Below are 15,273 nucleotides of genomic sequence, written 5' to 3' on the forward strand. Positions count from 1 at the left end.
AGGGCGGCGGTCACCGGGATGGCGAGTAGTTTCATGTCTCGACCCATGCGGAAAAACCGGGTATCAAGCCAAAGATATTTGCCTGGGAGTCATGAATGAAAACCACCCTGGACGAACTGCTGGCCTTCACCACCGTGGTCGATACCGGCTCCATCACCGCCGCCGCCGAGCAGTTGGCGCAGACCGCCTCGGGGGTCAGCCGTGCCCTCAGCCGCCTGGAGGACAAGCTCGAGGTCACCCTGTTGCGCCGCACCACCCGCCGCCTGGAACTCACCGAGGAAGGCGAGGCCTTCCTGGCCCAGGCGCGGCGCATCCTCGCCCAGGTGGAAGAAGCCGAGGAGCAGATGGCCTTGCGCCGGCAGAAGCCCGCCGGACGCCTGCGGATCAACGCCGCCTCGCCGTTCATGCTGCATGTGCTGGTGCCGTTGGTGGCCGGGTTTCGTGAGCGCTACCCGGAAGTCGAACTGGAACTGCACAGCAGCGAGCGGATCATCGACCTGATCGAGCACCGCACCGATCTCGCCATCCGCATCGGCGCCCTGCGCGACTCCAGCCTCCACGCCCGCCCACTGGGCAGCAGCCGCATCCGCGTGCTGGCGAGCCCGGAATACCTCCAGGCCCATGGCGCCCCTGCATCGGTAGAGGCATTGCAGGGACGCTGCCTGATCGGCTTCACCCAGCCGGAAAGCCTCAACCACTGGCCCCTGCGCCATGCCCAGGGCGACAGCCTGCCGATCGACCCGGCGATCAGCGTGTCCAGCGGCGAGACCTTGCGCCACCTGGCCCTGGCCGGCGCCGGCATCGTCTGCCTGTCCGACTTCATGACCCAGGCCGACCGCGCCGAGGGTCGCCTGGTACAGGTGCTGGCCGACGACACCCTGGAAGTGCGCCAGCCGATCAACGCCGTCTACTACCGCAATACCGCGCTGGCCTCGCGCATCGTCTGTTTCCTCGACTACCTGGCGGAGTGCCTGAAGCAGCAGGCATGGGCGCAGCGCACGACCTGATCCCGGTACTCCCTTGTGGGGGAAGCACGCCCGTAGGATGGGGTGAGCCTGCGATACCCATCAATCCGGACCGCATGGGTATCGCTCTGCTCAACCCATCCTACGGGCCTGTCCATAATTTCACTCAATTGGTTGGCTGGAAGGCCCTTTATTTGGCGGCTTGGTGGTTACTGTGTTGTTTATTTGCAACACAGGGCTTGGCTTCGTGAATTCTGTCGTGTAAATTTTCATGAAATTATCAATCAGAAAGTTCACGAGGCTTCCATGTTCAAGCAGTCCGCCCAGCATGTCGGCACCTACTACGCCCGCACCTTCCCGGGCAGCATCCCGCTGCGGCCGTCCCTGGCGGGCAGCGAGGACGCCGATGTACTGATCATCGGCGCCGGTTTCAGTGGTTTGCACACCGGACTGCGCCTGGCCCTGGCCGGCAAGCGAGTGGTGCTGCTGGAAGCCAGCCGCGTGGCCTGGGCCGCCTCCGGGCGCAATGGTGGGCAGGCACTGCTGGGATGGTCCTGCGACATGCCGCCCCTGGAAAAGGCCCTGGGCCTGGAGCGCACCCGTCGCCTGTGGGACAGCATGCGCTGGGCCGCCAGCGAGATGCGCGAACTGCCGCAACGCCATGGTTTCGACGTGGACTACCGCGTCGGCAGCCTGTGGACCGCCGTGATGGAGCGCCGGGTGAAGCTGCTGGAGGAAGCCCAGCACGACGCCATCCACAAGTGGGGCTACGACCGGATGCGCATGATCGGCCGGGACGAACTGCCGGAGTGGATCGACAGCCCGCGCTACCAGGCCGCCCTCTACGACCCGGAAGCCGCCCACCTCAACCCGCTCAAGCTGGCCCAGGGCCTGGCCGCCGCCATCGAGGCCGCCGGTGGCCGCATCTTTGAACAGACGCGGGTGCTGGAATACCGTGAAACGCCGTCCGGCTACGTGGCCCGTACCGCCCAGGGCGAAGTACGCGCCGACGTGCTGGTGCTGGCCTGCAACGCCTATGTCGACCGTCTCGACCGCCAGCTCTCCAGCCGCCTGCTGCCGGTGGGCTCGTACCAGGTGGCCACCGCGCCGCTGGACCCGGAACTGGCCCGCTCGCTGCTGCCGAAGAACAGCTGCGCCATCGACAACCAGTTCGTCCCCGACTACTTCCGCCTGACCCCCGACCATCGCCTGCTGTTCGGGGGCGGCTGCACCTACCTGGGTGGCCTGCCCAAGGACGTGCCGGCGGCCACCCGACCCTACCTGGAGCGTGTCTTCCCGCAGCTCAAGGGCGTGGAAATCGAATTCGGCTGGGGCGGGCATATCGACGTCAGCATGAAACGCACCCCGGACATCGGCCGCCAGGGCCAGCGCTACTGGCTGCAAGGCTTCTCCGGCCACGGCATCCTGCCGACCCTGGCCGGCGCCAAGGCGGTGAGCGACGCCATCCTGGGCGATGACGGGCTGCTCGACCTCTACCAGGCCATCGGCAATCCGCGCTTCCCAGGTGGATCGCTGCTGGCCGCGCCATTGGAAGCCGCCGGCAAGGCCTATTACCGGTTGCGGGATGTGATTTAAGTGCCTGCCCTGAAGCGGCTGCGCGTCGGCCATACGGCGTTGGAAGCGGTCTCGGGATGCTCATTTACGGCGAGTAAACTCCGCTCCCTCGACCCTTTCCGCCTTGTCTGGCTCTAGCTCGCGCGCTCCAGAACAGGCACTACGGAGACATCCATGGACAAGCACGACGAAATCGAAGCCCTCGCGATCCTGATTCGCGACCTGCGCAAGCACAAGAACGTGACCCTGGGCGATCTCGCCACGCGCATCGACCGCTCGGTGGGCTTTCTCTCCCAGGTGGAGCGCGGCCTGTCGCGCCCGACCGTGGCCGACCTCACCGCCATCAGCGAGGCGCTGGGTGTGCCCACCACCTACTTCTACAACCTGAGCAAGCCGCGCGGGACGCCCTGGGTGACCCGCCCGGGCGAACGCCGCACGCTCTACTACGCGGGCGGCATCACCGATGTGCTGGCCTCGCCCACCATGTCCGGCGGCTTCTCCATGCTCGAAAGCCATCTCGCACCCGGCGCCACCAGTGGCGAAGGGCATCTGGATGACAGCTCCGAACAGGGCGGTTTCGTGCTCGAGGGCGAACTGACGGTCTGGTACGGCGACGACGCCGAGCCCGTGACCCTCAAGCCCAACGACAGCTTCCAGCTGCCGCCCCATGCCCAGTTCCGCTACGCCAATCTTTCCGACAAACCGACGCGAGTGTTGTGGGTGTTCACCTGAAACCCCGCCTCGCAGGACCGCAGTGATGACAACAACAAACCAGTACCCCGATCTGCTCAGCGAAGTACGCGCCTTCCGTGCCAAGTACCCGGATATCCGCTACATCGACCTGATCTGCCTGGACATTCCCGGCCACTTCTACGGCAAGCGCTACCCCGTGGACATGGTCGAGAAAGTGGCCGCCGGCAGCCCCCTCAAGGTGCCGCAGAACTGCGTGCTGCTGGGTACCCAGGGCGGGCTCTACCCCATCGGCGACTACTGCTTCGCCGACGGTGACCCGGACGCCCCGCGCCGCCTGGTGCCGGGAACCCTGGTGCCGGTGCGTTGGGAAAAGGAACCCCTGGGGCAGATGCTGATCACCTCCGACGGCACCGAGGCGCCCATCGAGTTCGAGCCCCGCGAGGTGCTGGCCCAGGTCATCAAGCGTCTGGAACGCCGTGGCATCCGCCCGGTAGTGGCCTTCGAGCTGGAGTTCTACCTGTTCGACCGCAAGCTCAAGGACGGCCTCCCGCAGTTCCCTCGCGACCCTTTGTGCGAGGACGAGGACGACCAGCCGAACATGCACATCGAGCGCCTGTCGCGCTTCTCTAGCGTGCTGCATGAAATGGTCGAGGCGGCCAACGAGCAGGGCGTCGCCGCCAACGTCATCACCGCCGAACTCGGCCCCGGCCAGTTCGAGATCAACTTCGGCCACTGCGACGATGGCCTCAAGGCCGCCGACTGGGCCGCGCTTTTCTGCCGCAGCACCCGTGGCGTGGCGCTCAAGCATGGCCACCGCGCCAGCTTCATCAGCAAGCCGTACCTCGACGCGCCCGGCAGCGGCATGCATGTGCACGTCAGCCTCTACGACCGTGACGGCAACAACCTGCTCGACGGCGACGGCCAGCGCCCCCTGCGCCACGCAGTGGCCGGCTGCCTCGACCTGCTGCCCCACTGCATGCCGATCTTCGCCGCCAACCACAACGCCTTCCGCCGCTACGGCGCCATGGTCAACGCCGCCAGCCGCGCCAGCTGGGGCTTCGAGGACCGCGATGCGTGCATCCGCATCCCCGAGTCCGACGGCCGCAACCTGCGCATCGAGCACCGCCTGGCCGGCGCCGACGCCAACCCCTACCTGGTGCTGGCGGCCATCCTCACCGGCATGGAACACGGCCTGGACGCGGCCCGCGAACCCATCGCCCCGCTCAACGAAGACCGTGGCAGCGGCATCGATTTCCCGAAGGACATGCTCACCGCCGTGACCGCCATGCGTAGCCACCCGGTGGTCAACCAGGGCCTGGGCAGCGAATTCGTGATGGTCTACTGCGAGAACAAGCGCCAGGAGTACCTGGACTTCATGAACGAAGTGAGCGCGCGGGAGTACCGCTGGTACCTGTAAGGGGAACCCTTTGTAGGAGCGAATTCATTCGCGAATGCGGACCGTAGGTCCGCCCCCGGTAAGGCCTGCTGCGCAGGCCGATCGCGATTGAAATCGCTCCTACACGTTCGTAGCCCGGATGCAATCCGGGGAAATCTTCACCATCGCTCCCGGATTCCATCCGGGCTACGGTTTCGGGACGCGTGGTTCACCTTCGGCGAAGGCGGCCAGCAAATCCTCCACGAACGCCACCTGTGCCTCGCTCGGTTGCCGTCCGCGATGGCTGCCGAGGTGGAACTGCACGCGGTAGCCGGCCTCATCCGCCAGCAGCCGGCGTAACTGCCCGCTGGCTTCCCAGGGCGCGGCCACGTGCTCGGGCAGGAAGCCGACATGGGCCCCGGACAGGACGAACGCCAGGCTGCACTCCACCTGTTCGGTGCGGGCGCTGCTCGGGCCGCTGGGGAAGGGCTGCCGGGCTTCTTCGAAGCGGTAGGGGTGATGCACCAGGTCGCAGGCGGCGAGGTCCTCGAGGCCGACCTCGGCGCGTTGGAACAGCGGGTGCCCGACGCCGCAGAACAACCCCTGCTGCTCACTGAACAAGGGCTGGTAGTCCAGCGCCGCCTGGCTGCCGGAGAAGTAGCCGATGGCCAGGTGCAGCCGGTCCTGCAGCAGGCGCCGCTCCAGTTCGGCGGGCATGGCGCTGATCAGCTCGAAATGCACCGCCTGGTGGCGCTGGCGGAAGCGTCCGATGGCCGCTCCCAGGCGTTGCAGCACCTGGTCGTCGAGTGATTCGGAAAGGCCGATGCGCAGCTCGCCGAGCAACAGGTCGGCCATGCCCTGCGCCTCGCCCTTGAAGGTCTCGATGGCGCCGAACAGCTTGCGCGTGGCGGCCAGCACCTGCTCACCCTTGGGGGTCAGGCGAAAGCCCGCCTTGCCCCGTTCGCAGAGGCGAAAGCCCAGGCGTGTCTCCAGCTTGGCCATCTGCGTGCTGATGGTGGACTGGCCGATGCCCAGCTCGCCCTGGGCGGCGCTGAAGCCGCCGCTTTCCACCACCGTGACGAAAATGCGCAGCAGTTGCAGGTCGAGGTCATGGAGCTGGCTGAGCATAGCGGCACCAAACATTGATAGTCGTAGATGCCAAAGTAGAACACTTCATATTTATCAGAAGCAAAGCCCGGCGCAGCATGGCTCCACCGTGATTCCTCCTGGAGCCCACCATGCGTCTTCCCCTCTTGCTCGCCACCCTGTTCGCCTGCGTCCTGCCCGTGCACGCGGAAGACAAGGTGCTGAACCTCTACAGCTGGTCCGCCTATATCCCGGAGAAGGCGCTCGCCGGCTTCAAGGCCGAAAGTGGTATCGAGGTGAAATACGACATCTTCGACAGCGCCGAGGCCCTGGACGCCAAGCTGCTCACCGGCGGCAGCGGCTATGACGTGGTGTTCCCCGCCAGCAGCGGCCTGGCCCGCGCCATCCAGGCCAAGGCGGTGCAGCCGATGCAGCGCGAGCGGCTGAAGAACTTCGCCAACCTCGACCCCGAGCTGCTGGCCAAGCTGGCCAGCGTGGACCCGGAGAACCGCTTCGGCGTGCCCTACACCTGGGGCACCGTGGGCCTGGGGATCAACAAGGAGGCGGTGACCAAGCGCATTCCCGATGCGCCGCTGAACAGCCTCGACCTGCTGTTCAAGCCCGAGTACGCCAGCCGGCTGAAGGACTGCGGCATCGCCGTGATCGATTCGCCCCAGGAGGTCATCAGCATCGCCCTGCATTACCTCGGCAAGGACCCCTACAGCACCGACAAGGCCGACCTGAAGGCGGTGGGCGAACTCTTCGCCACGCTGCAACCCAACGTGCGCTACGTCGGCGCCGGCAAGCACATCAACGACCTGGCCAAGGGCGAAATCTGCCTGGCCCTGACCTACAACGGCGACGCCGCCATCGCCGCCGACCAGGCACGCCAGGCGTCGATGCCCTTCGAGGTGATCTACCGCATCCCCCGCGAAGGCACGCTGATCTGGTTCGACACCATGGTGATCCCCGCCGATGCGCCGCATCCCCAGGCCGCCCACGCCTTCATCGACTACATGCTGCGCCCCGAGGCCATCGCCGAGCTGACCAACAGCCAGTTCTTCGCCAACGCCAACCAGGCCGCCACGCCGCTGCTGGCGCCGGAGGTGGTGGGCGACCCGGACATCTACCCGAGCAAGGAGGTGCGCGACCGCCTGTTCAGCGAGCAGATCCAGAACCTCAAGGACCAGCGCGCCCGTACCCGCCTCTGGACCAGTTTCCGCACTCAGTACTGAACCCGCACAGACGGGAAAACAACCACCCCTACGGGAGCCCGATGAGATGGACCACGCCTTCGACAACGACCAGGCCATTACCCGCGACAGCCTCTATGGCACCGCAGCCGAATCCACCTACGCCGGCATCACCAGCTTCATGCGCCGCCGCTACAGCCGCGACCTCGCCGGCGTCGACCTGGTGGTGAGCGGGGTGCCCTTCGACACCGCCACCACCAACCGTCCCGGCAGCCGCTTCGGGCCGCGCGCCATCCGCGCCGCCTCGGTACAGATGGCCTGGGCCCGGCACTTCCCCTGGGAGTTCGATCCCTTCGACCACCTGGCGGTGATCGACTACGGCGACTGCTCCTTCGACCACGGTACGCCGCAGCACACCCCGGAAATCATCCAGGCCCATGCCGCGCGCATCCTCGACGCCGGCGCCGCCATGCTCACCCTGGGCGGCGACCACTTCATCAGCTACCCGCTGCTCAAGGCCCATGCGGCCAAGCACGGTCCGCTGTCGCTGATCCACTTCGACGCCCACAGCGACACTTGGCCGGACGAAGAGGTGAAGCGCATCGACCACGGCACCATGTTCTACCACGCCGCCCGCGAGGGCCTGGTGGACCCGTCGCGCTCGGTGCAGGTGGGCCTGCGCACCACCAACGACGACGTCATGGGCTTCCAGGTGCTGGACGCCCGCGAGGTGCACCGCCACAGCCCCGAGCAGATCGCCGAGCGCATCCGCGCGCGGGTGGGCGACAACCCGGTGTACCTGACCTTCGACATCGACTGCCTCGACCCGGCCTTCGCCCCCGGCACCGGCACCCCGGTGTGTGGCGGGCTGTCCAGCCACCAGGCGCTGGAAATCCTCCGTGGCCTGCGCGGCATCAACCTGGTGGGCATGGACGTGGTGGAAGTGGCACCGCCCTACGACAACGCCGAGGTCACCGCCCTGGCCGGCGCCACCCTGGCCATGGAGATGGTCTGCCTGTACGCCGCGCGGCATAAGTTGGGGATGCGCTGAGTCCGTCCAGGGGGACGTAGGATGGGTTGAGCGAAGCGATACCCATCAATGGCCTGATGTTCCGCTCGATGGGTATCGCAAGCTCAACCCATCCTACAAACTACAAACGAGCTCCGAGCGGTAAAAAAGACGCGGGCCCAACACGGGCCCGCGTTTTCACGCACGAAACTCAAGCTGGCTGGATCAGTTGGCGCAGGCCCATGCGTGGCTCGCCGAACAGCCGCGCATCCATCACCTTCGGCGCGCGGACGATGGGGCGGAAGTCCATGCGCGCGACAATGTTCCGCTCGATATCCACTCCCGGTGCCACCTCGATCAGCTCCAGCCCCCCGGGGCTCAAACGGAACACGCAGCGCTCGGTGACGTAGAGCACCGGCTTGCCCGACTCGGCCGCCAGGCGGCCGGCGAAGGTGCGATGTTCTACCTCGCCGACGAACTTGCGCACCGCGCCGTCCTGGATGATGCGCAGGGCGCCGCCCTCGATGCGGATGTCCTGCTCGCCCGCGCTGAAGGTGCCGACGAAGACCACCGCCTTGGCGTTCTGGCTGATGTTGATGAAGCCGCCGGCGCCGGCCAGGCGCGTGCCGAACTTAGACACGTTGAGGTTGCCCTCGGCGTCGGCCTGGGCGAGGCCCAGGAAGGCGATATCCAGGCCGCCGCCGTCGTAGAAGTCGAACTGGTAGGGCTGGTCGATCAACGCGGCGTGGTTGCTCGCCGCGCCGAAGTCCAGGCCCGAGGCCGGCACGCCACCGATCACGCCCGGTTCGGCGGTCAGGGTCAGCAGGTCGATCACCCCTTCCTCGGCGGCCACCGCCGCTACGCCCTCGGGCATGCCGATGCCGAGGTTGACCACGGCGCCGGGCCGCAGCTCCAGGGCGGCGCGGCGGGCGATCAGCTTGCGCAGGTCCAGCGGCATCGGCGCCAGGCTGTCCACCGGTACCCGCACCTCGGCGGCGAAGGCCGGGTTGTAGGCGGTGGCGAAGGTCTGCTGGTGGTTCTCGGGGCTGGCCACCACCACGCAATCCACCAGGATGCCGGGAATCTTCACGTCGCGGGGGTTCAGCGAGCCGCGTGCCACCACCCGCTCCACCTGGGCGATCACCAGGCCGCCGGAATTGCGCGCGGCCATGGCGATGGCCAGGCTCTCGATGGTCAGCGCTTCGCGCTCCATGGAGAGGTTGCCGTCTTCGTCGGCGCTGGTGGCGCGGATCACCCCGACCTGGATCGGGAAGGCCTTGTAGAAGAGGTAGTCCTCCCCATCGATGGGCATGCGCCGCACCAGTTCATCGGTGGTCCGGGCGTTGAGCTTGCCGCCGCCGAAGTCGGGGTCGACGAAGGTGCCCAGGCCGACCTTGGACAGTTGCCCCGGCTTGCCGGCGGCGATGTCGCGAAACAGCTGGGAGATCACCCCCTGGGGCAGGTTGTAGGCTTCGATGCGGTTTTCCACGGCCAGCTTCTGCAGCCCCGGCACCAGGCCCCAGTGGCCGCCGATCACCCGGCGCACCAGGCCTTCGTGGGCCAGGTGGTTGAGCCCCCGTCCCTTGCCGTCGCCTTGGCCGGCGGCATACACCAGGGTCAGGCCACGGGGCGCCTGCTCGGCCTGGAAGCGCCGCTCCAGGGCGATGGCGATTTCCTCGGCGAAGCCGATGCCGACGAAACCGCCGGTGGCGAGGTTGGCGTTGTCCGGAATCCGCGCCACCGCGTCGGCGGCGCTCATCACTTTGCTCATCTTTTGAATCCTGTAGGGGCGAATTCATTCGCCATGCAGGACAACGTCCTGCCTTTGGGCCTTGCAGGGGGCCGCTTCGCGGCCCTTCGCGAATGAATTCGCTCCTACATGGATAGCCCATTGCATGCGATCAGAAGCTCCCGAAGGTACTGCCGAGGATGATCACCACCGTCAGGGCCAGCAGCGGGAAGATCACCGTGTTCATGAAGATGAAGCGGTAGGAATCGCGGTGGGTGAGTTTGCAGATCGCCAGCAGCGAGATCACCGCACCGTTGTGCGGCAGGGTGTCCATGCAGCCGGAGGCCATGGCGGCGACGCGGTGCAGCAGCTGGGGGCTGATGCCGGCGGCGTTGGCCATCTCCAGGTACTGGGCGCCGAGGGTCTTCAGCGCGATGGACATGCCGCCGGAGGCCGAGCCGGTGATGCCCGCCAGGATATTCACCGCCACCGCCTGGGACACCAGCGGGTTGCCCGGCACGCTGAGCACCAGGTCGCGGATCACCACGAAGCCGGCCAGGGACGCGATGACCGTGCCGTAGCCGACTTCGGATGCGGTGTTGAGGATCGGCAGCATGGAACCGAAGGTGCCGTCGTTGAGGCTCTGCTTGAGGTCGACCCAGCGCTTCCAGTGCAGGCCGATCAGCAGCAATACGGCACAGGCCAGTGCGACGATGATGGCCCAGATGCCGATCAGCGACTTGGCGTCCTGCAGGCCGCCGAACTCGGGCTTGGCCAGGTAGCTGGTGTCCAGCGCCGGCAACACCTGCTTGGCCATGACGAAGTTGAGGATGATCACCAGCAGTATCGGCAGCAGCGCGTACCAGAAGCCGATCACCGGCACGTCGAATTGCTCCAGGCTGTCGTCCTTGTGGCTGCCATAGCCTTCGCCGGCGGCCATCAGCTTGTGCGCCTGGACGCTCAGCCACCAGCTGCCGAGCACCAGCATGATGGTGCCGCCGATCAGGCCGAGGATGGGCGCCGCGAAGGCGTCGGTACCGAAGAATGGGCTGGGGATGGCGTTCTGGATCGCCGGGGTACCGGGCAGCGCGGTCATGGTGAAGGTGAAGGCGCCCAGGGCGATGGCGCCTGGCAGCAGGCGCTTGGGAATGCCCGCCTCGCGGAACAGCGCGGTGCCGATCGGGTACACGGCGAAGGCCACCACGAACAGCGAGACACCGCCGTAGGTGAGCAGGCCGCAGGCCAGAACTATGGCGAGGATGGCCCGTTCGCGGCCCAGGCTGCGGACGATGCCGTAGGCGATGGCGCGCGCCGAGCCGGAATCATCCATCAACTTGCCGAAGATGGCCCCGAGCAGGAACAGCGGGAAGAACTGGATCAGGTAGCCGCCCAGGGCCTTCATGAAGACCTGGGTGTAGGTCGGCAGGAGCAACGCCACGTCGCCGGCGAAGAGCACCGCGAGCAGGGCCAGCAGGGGCGCGAGGATCAGGACGTTGATGCCGCGGTAGGCGAGGTACATCAGCAGCGCGAGAGAAATCAGGATGCCTAGGGTGCCCATTGGGGACTTCCTTCTTGTTGTTGTTCGCCGCGTCGAGGCGGCGTGCGCAGGCATTGGAGCGAAAGCCGTGCCAGGTGTGCTCGTCTCAGGGTGAGAGCGCTCTGGAACGGTGATTTGCGGGGAATAGGCGGTGTGCCGCGGGCTCTGGTGGGTGTCCAGTTGTCTGGACGAGCGTCCATTTTTGTGGACGTCTTGATGATGGGTGTCCATATGGCTGGACAGGTCTTGTAGGGGCGAATTCATTCGCCATGCAGACCGCAGGTCTGCCCCTGGTGTGTTTGGGGTGGCTGCGCCGCCCTTGGCGAATGAATTCGCCCCTACAGCGCAAAGTCGCAACGCACGGGGCAACGAAACCTACAGCCCGTGCGCCTGCAGCTTGTTGTAGAGGCTGGCGCGGGCGATGCCGAGGCGTTCGGCGGCGCGGGTGCGGTTGCCGTCGCAGGCGGCGAGGGCGGCGAGGATGGCCTGGCGCTCGGCGGCGGCGAGGCTGTCGGCCAGGGGACGGACTTCCCCCGTCGTGGGCGTGATCGTCTGTGCCGGCGTGGTGGGTGCGGCGGCCGGGCGGGGGTCCACCAGCAGCCCGGCCAGGGAGCTGGCGCCCAGGGAACCAGCGTCGGCGAGCAGTTGCGCCCGTTCCAGCAGGTTGCGCAGCTCGCGCACATTGCCCGGCCAGGGCTGGGCCTGGAGCAGCTGCAGGGCGTCGGTGGCGAGTTCCAGGGGCGGCTGGCCGGAGCGGCTGGCGATGTCGTCCAGCAGGTGCTCGAGCAGCGCCGGCAGGTCCTCGCGGCGCTCGCGCAGGGGGGGCAGGCGCAGGGCCAGGACATTGAGGCGGTAGTAGAGGTCTTCGCGGAACTGCCCGCTGGCCACCTTGGCTTCCAGGTCCACATGGGTGGCGGCGATCACCCGTACATTGAGCGCCTTCACCTGGTTCGAGCCGAGCGGCTCCACCTCTTGCTCCTGCAACACGCGGAGCAGCTTGGCCTGCAGGGGCAACGGCAGGTCGCCGATCTCGTCGAGGAACAGGGTGCCGCCGTCGGCCAGTTCGAACTTGCCGGGGCGGGCGCGGCGCTCGGCACCGGTGAACGCGCCGGGGGCGGTGCCGAAGAGTTCGGCCTCCACCAGGGATTCGGGGATGGCCGCCACGTTCACCGCGACGAAGGGGCCATTGGCCCTCAGCGACAGGTTGTGGATGCCCTGGGCCAGCAGCTCCTTGCCGGTGCCGGTCTCGCCGCGCAGCAGTACCGTGGCGTCCAGCTGGGCGGTTCGCCTGGCTTGGCGCTTCACCTCGCTGGCCGCGGCGCTGGCGCCGATGAAGCCGGCGATGGTGTAGCGCGCCCGGCGCGCCTTGGCCAGCTCCCGCTGAGTGGCGGCCAGTTGGCTCTGCAGCTGGTTGTACTTGGCCATGACCGGCTGCAGGTGGCGGGCGCGGTCGAACAGGACGAAGCCCAGCGCGCCCACCAGGGTGCCGTCGGCGTCGCGCAGGGGAATGCGGGTGACCACGAAGTGTTCGTCGCCGAAGGCCATCAGGTCGAGCATGCTCGGCTGGCCGTTCTGCACCACCTCGCGCAGGCGGCTGGCAGGCAGCACCTGCTCGATTTCCTGGCCCAGGACGCTGCGCGGGTCGGCGATGCCGACCTTCTCGGCGTACTTGTCGTTGATCCAGACGATCCGCGCCTGGCGGTTCACCGCGATGGTGCCCTCGCACTGGGCGTCCAGGTGGTCGAACAGCAGCGGCATGGCGACTTCGCGGAAGCGCTCGGGGGACACACCGATGACCAGGCCGTGCTGGTCGATGTCTTCGCTGGCGATGGGCATGGCGGGGGCATCCGGCTGAAACATCAGGCAGCGATTATGGGGGGCTGCCGGGATGAACGCCTAGCCTGTACGAAGGTCGGTAGTCAGGCAGATGATTTTTCCCAAATGGAGGCTTCTACATGGACCTGATCCGCATCCTTATCGCCATTCTCCTGCCGCCGCTCGGGGTGTTCCTGCAGGTGGGTTTCGCCGGCGCCTTCTGGCTGAACATCCTGCTCACCCTGCTGGGCTATATCCCCGGCATCGTCCATGCCGTGTACATCATCGCCAAGCGGTAGCAACCGAGTTCGTAGCCCGTAGGATGGGTTGAGCGGAGCGATACCCATCAATGGCCTGGCACTCCGCCACGATGGGTATCGCAAGCTCGCGGAACGCCGCCCGACCCATCCTACAGGCTACCGGGATACCCATCGAACGGACTCAATCCACCAGCTTGATCAGCAGGATGCCGGCGGTGACCACGCAGGCGGCGAGGATGCGGCGCACGCCAAAGGGCTCCTTGAACACCAGGCTGGCGATGATGGCGGCGATGATCACGCTGCTCTCGCGCAGGGCGGCGACCTTGGCCACGTGGTCCAGGGTCATGGCGAACAGCACCAGGCCATAGGCCACGCAGTAGTTGAAGCCGCCGAACAGGCCGATGCGCCAGTTGTCGCGGGCGAAGCGCAGCACCAGCGGGCCACGGCGCATCCAGGCGAGCAGGGGGATGGTCATGCTCTGCATCAGGGTCAGGTAGACCACGAACTGCAGCACGCTGTCGGCGCGGCGCACGCCCTGGGCGTCGATCAGGGTGTAGAGCGCCACCCCGGCGCCGGCCAGGGCGGCGTAGCCGAGCGCCTTCAGGGCGTTGGATTCCAGGCGGGTGGAAAGCAGGCTGAGGATACCCAGGGAGATCAGCACGATGCCCAGCAGCATGGCGCCGGACAGGTGCTCGCCGAACAGCAGGCCGACGCTGAGGGCCACCAGCAGGGGCGGCAGGCCGCGCACCACCGGATAGACCTGGCCGAAGTCGCCGAAGTGGTAGGCGCGGATCAGCAGCAGGCGGTAGAGGGTGTTGACCAGCACCGACAGGCCGATGAGCCCCCAGACCACCAGCGGCGGTGGTGCCACCAGGGGCAGCAGGGCGACGCTGAAGCAGAAGGCCACGCCGTCCACCAGGGCCATGGAGGAGAGGCGGTCGCTGCCGGCCTTGATCACCGCGTTCCAGCTGGCGTGCATCAGGGCGGAGAGCAGGACCACCAGGGTGGCGAGATCGTTATCGGACAACACGTGAAAATCCTCGCCACGGGGCTGAAGCCAAGGTGGATAGGGTGCTGTCGGGGCATCTATCATTCAAATCGTTTATCGTTATCCGTTGGATAAGTACCACTGATGGAGTGGCCATGAACCTGTTCCAGCTCCGCGCCTTCGATGCGGTGGTCCGCGAGGGTGGTTTCACCCGTGCCGCCGAGCGCCTGTGCATCAGCCAGCCGGCGGTGACCGGGCATATCAAGGCCCTGGAAGAGCACTACCAGGTGCGCCTGTTGCGGCGCTCCGCGCGGCAGGTGGAGCCCACCGAGCTGGGCCGGCGCCTGGCCGCCATCAGCCATCAGCTGTTCGCCCTGGCGGAGCAGGCCGAGGACCTGCTCGACACCAGCCAGGCGCTGGAGTCCGGGCGCCTGGACCTGGCCGCCGACAGCCCGCACCTGGTGATGCCGCTGCTGGCGCGGATGCGCGAACGCTACCCCGGCGTCAGCATCAACCTGCGCCTGGGCAATACCCAGGAAACCCTCGCCGCACTGAATGGCGAGCGGGTGGACCTGGCCTTGATCAGCGATATCGCCGAGCGCCCCGGCCTGCGCCTGCAGCCCATTGGCGAAGCGCGCCTGTGCCTGCTGCTGCCGGCGGGCCACCCCTGGGTAGGCGTGCGCAAGGAGGTGGCCTTGCAGGAATTGCGCGCCGAGGTGCTGTTGCAGCGCGAGCCGGCTTCGCTGACCCGCCGCACCTTCGAGAAGGCCTGCGCCGAGCAGGGCCTGGAACTGCGCGCGGCCCTGGAGCTGAACAGCCGCGAGGCGGTGATCGAAGCGGTGGCGGCAGGGCTCGGGGTGAGCATCCTCTACTCCCTTGAGGTGCCGCGCGATCCTCGGGTGGTGGCGCTGCCGCTCAAGGGCGAAGGCTTGGTGAGCCGCCACTACCTGGCGTGCCAGGAGCGCTATGGGGAGTTGCGGGTGGTGAAGGCGTTCTTCGAGGTGGCGGAGCTGTAGGAGCGATTTCAATCGCGATCGGCCTGGGCAGC

13 protein-coding genes are annotated in these 15,273 nt (G+C 67.1%); 8 read left to right on the forward strand and 5 right to left on the reverse strand.

Annotated features, from left to right (window positions below; genetic code table 11):
* Window positions 1–95 precede the first annotated feature (95 nt).
* From PCA10_RS02460 to PCA10_RS02475, 4 genes are all read left to right on the forward strand, one after another.
* The gene (locus tag PCA10_RS02460) at window positions 96–1,007 is read left to right on the forward strand and encodes a LysR substrate-binding domain-containing protein (RefSeq protein WP_016490442.1); all 912 of its coding nucleotides are present in this window, start codon (window positions 96–98) and stop codon (window positions 1,005–1,007) included.
* 264 nt (window positions 1,008–1,271) lie between these two features.
* Window positions 1,272–2,561 (forward strand): NAD(P)/FAD-dependent oxidoreductase, encoded by a 1,290-nt coding sequence (locus PCA10_RS02465; protein WP_016490443.1) that lies wholly within the window; start codon window positions 1,272–1,274, stop codon window positions 2,559–2,561.
* 153 nt (window positions 2,562–2,714) lie between these two features.
* Window positions 2,715–3,272 (forward strand): helix-turn-helix domain-containing protein, encoded by a 558-nt coding sequence (locus PCA10_RS02470; protein ID WP_016490444.1) that lies wholly within the window; start codon window positions 2,715–2,717, stop codon window positions 3,270–3,272.
* 25 nt (window positions 3,273–3,297) lie between these two features.
* A complete protein-coding gene (locus PCA10_RS02475) occupies window positions 3,298–4,650 on the forward strand; it encodes a glutamine synthetase family protein (protein ID WP_016490445.1) in 1,353 nt (450 codons plus the stop codon).
* A 165-nt stretch (window positions 4,651–4,815) separates the two neighbouring features.
* On the opposite strand, the gene PCA10_RS02480 is transcribed toward PCA10_RS02475, so the two are convergent.
* Entirely contained in the window at window positions 4,816–5,736 is a 921-nt protein-coding gene (locus tag PCA10_RS02480) for a LysR family transcriptional regulator (protein WP_041770109.1), read from the reverse strand.
* 110 nt (window positions 5,737–5,846) lie between these two features.
* Here PCA10_RS02480 and PCA10_RS02485 point away from each other — a divergent pair, with 110 nt between their 5' ends.
* Complete coding sequence (locus PCA10_RS02485) at window positions 5,847–6,929, forward strand: polyamine ABC transporter substrate-binding protein (protein ID WP_016490447.1); 1,083 nt, start codon at window positions 5,847–5,849, stop codon at window positions 6,927–6,929.
* Window positions 6,930–6,975: 46 nt separating this feature from the next.
* A complete protein-coding gene (gene speB, locus PCA10_RS02490; RefSeq protein ID WP_016490448.1) occupies window positions 6,976–7,938 on the forward strand; it encodes an agmatinase in 963 nt (320 codons plus the stop codon).
* 169 nt (window positions 7,939–8,107) lie between these two features.
* On the opposite strand, the gene PCA10_RS02495 is transcribed toward speB, so the two are convergent.
* The 3 genes from PCA10_RS02495 to PCA10_RS02505 form a co-directional block, all read right to left on the reverse strand.
* Window positions 8,108–9,667 carry an acyl CoA:acetate/3-ketoacid CoA transferase gene (locus PCA10_RS02495; protein ID WP_016490449.1) on the reverse strand — a complete coding sequence of 520 codons (1,560 nt, stop codon included), beginning with the start codon at window positions 9,665–9,667 and terminating at the stop codon, window positions 8,108–8,110.
* Window positions 9,668–9,797: 130 nt separating this feature from the next.
* Entirely contained in the window at window positions 9,798–11,183 is a 1,386-nt protein-coding gene (locus PCA10_RS02500; RefSeq protein WP_041770110.1) for a GntP family permease, read from the reverse strand.
* 354 nt (window positions 11,184–11,537) lie between these two features.
* The gene (locus tag PCA10_RS02505; RefSeq protein ID WP_016490451.1) at window positions 11,538–12,998 is read right to left on the reverse strand and encodes a sigma-54 interaction domain-containing protein; all 1,461 of its coding nucleotides are present in this window, start codon (window positions 12,996–12,998) and stop codon (window positions 11,538–11,540) included.
* Window positions 12,999–13,117: 119 nt separating this feature from the next.
* Between PCA10_RS02505 and PCA10_RS29330 the strand changes: the two genes are divergently transcribed.
* Window positions 13,118–13,276: a YqaE/Pmp3 family membrane protein gene (locus PCA10_RS29330; protein WP_003450258.1), complete on the forward strand. Its 159-nt coding sequence runs from the start codon at window positions 13,118–13,120 to the stop codon at window positions 13,274–13,276.
* A 142-nt stretch (window positions 13,277–13,418) separates the two neighbouring features.
* On the opposite strand, the gene PCA10_RS02515 is transcribed toward PCA10_RS29330, so the two are convergent.
* Window positions 13,419–14,264 carry an EamA family transporter gene (locus PCA10_RS02515; RefSeq protein WP_016490452.1) on the reverse strand — a complete coding sequence of 282 codons (846 nt, stop codon included), beginning with the start codon at window positions 14,262–14,264 and terminating at the stop codon, window positions 13,419–13,421.
* 116 nt (window positions 14,265–14,380) lie between these two features.
* Between PCA10_RS02515 and PCA10_RS02520 the strand changes: the two genes are divergently transcribed.
* Complete coding sequence (locus PCA10_RS02520) at window positions 14,381–15,241, forward strand: LysR substrate-binding domain-containing protein (protein ID WP_016490453.1); 861 nt, start codon at window positions 14,381–14,383, stop codon at window positions 15,239–15,241.
* Window positions 15,242–15,273: the final 32 nt, after the last annotated feature.

The organism is Pseudomonas resinovorans NBRC 106553, from assembly GCF_000412695.1.
In the GTDB taxonomy this organism is placed as follows: Bacteria; Pseudomonadota; Gammaproteobacteria; order Pseudomonadales; family Pseudomonadaceae; genus Metapseudomonas; species Metapseudomonas resinovorans_A.

Bases quoted from the DNA above. Each gene is read 5' to 3' on its own strand.
- PCA10_RS02460 (WP_016490442.1), top strand. From the start codon at position 96: ATGAAAACCACCCTGGACGAACTGCTGGCCTTCACCACCGTGGTCGAT.
- PCA10_RS02465 (WP_016490443.1), top strand. From the start codon at position 1,272: ATGTTCAAGCAGTCCGCCCAGCATGTCGGCACCTACTACGCCCGCACC.
- PCA10_RS02470 (WP_016490444.1), top strand. From the start codon at position 2,715: ATGGACAAGCACGACGAAATCGAAGCCCTCGCGATCCTGATTCGCGAC.
- PCA10_RS02475 (WP_016490445.1), top strand. From the start codon at position 3,298: ATGACAACAACAAACCAGTACCCCGATCTGCTCAGCGAAGTACGCGCC.
- PCA10_RS02480 (WP_041770109.1), bottom strand. From the start codon at position 5,736: ATGCTCAGCCAGCTCCATGACCTCGACCTGCAACTGCTGCGCATTTTC.
- PCA10_RS02485 (WP_016490447.1), top strand. From the start codon at position 5,847: ATGCGTCTTCCCCTCTTGCTCGCCACCCTGTTCGCCTGCGTCCTGCCC.
- speB (WP_016490448.1), top strand. From the start codon at position 6,976: ATGGACCACGCCTTCGACAACGACCAGGCCATTACCCGCGACAGCCTC.
- PCA10_RS02495 (WP_016490449.1), bottom strand. From the start codon at position 9,667: ATGAGCAAAGTGATGAGCGCCGCCGACGCGGTGGCGCGGATTCCGGAC.
- PCA10_RS02500 (WP_041770110.1), bottom strand. From the start codon at position 11,183: ATGGGCACCCTAGGCATCCTGATTTCTCTCGCGCTGCTGATGTACCTC.
- PCA10_RS02505 (WP_016490451.1), bottom strand. From the start codon at position 12,998: ATGCCCATCGCCAGCGAAGACATCGACCAGCACGGCCTGGTCATCGGT.
- PCA10_RS29330 (WP_003450258.1), top strand. From the start codon at position 13,118: ATGGACCTGATCCGCATCCTTATCGCCATTCTCCTGCCGCCGCTCGGG.
- PCA10_RS02520 (WP_016490453.1), top strand. From the start codon at position 14,381: ATGAACCTGTTCCAGCTCCGCGCCTTCGATGCGGTGGTCCGCGAGGGT.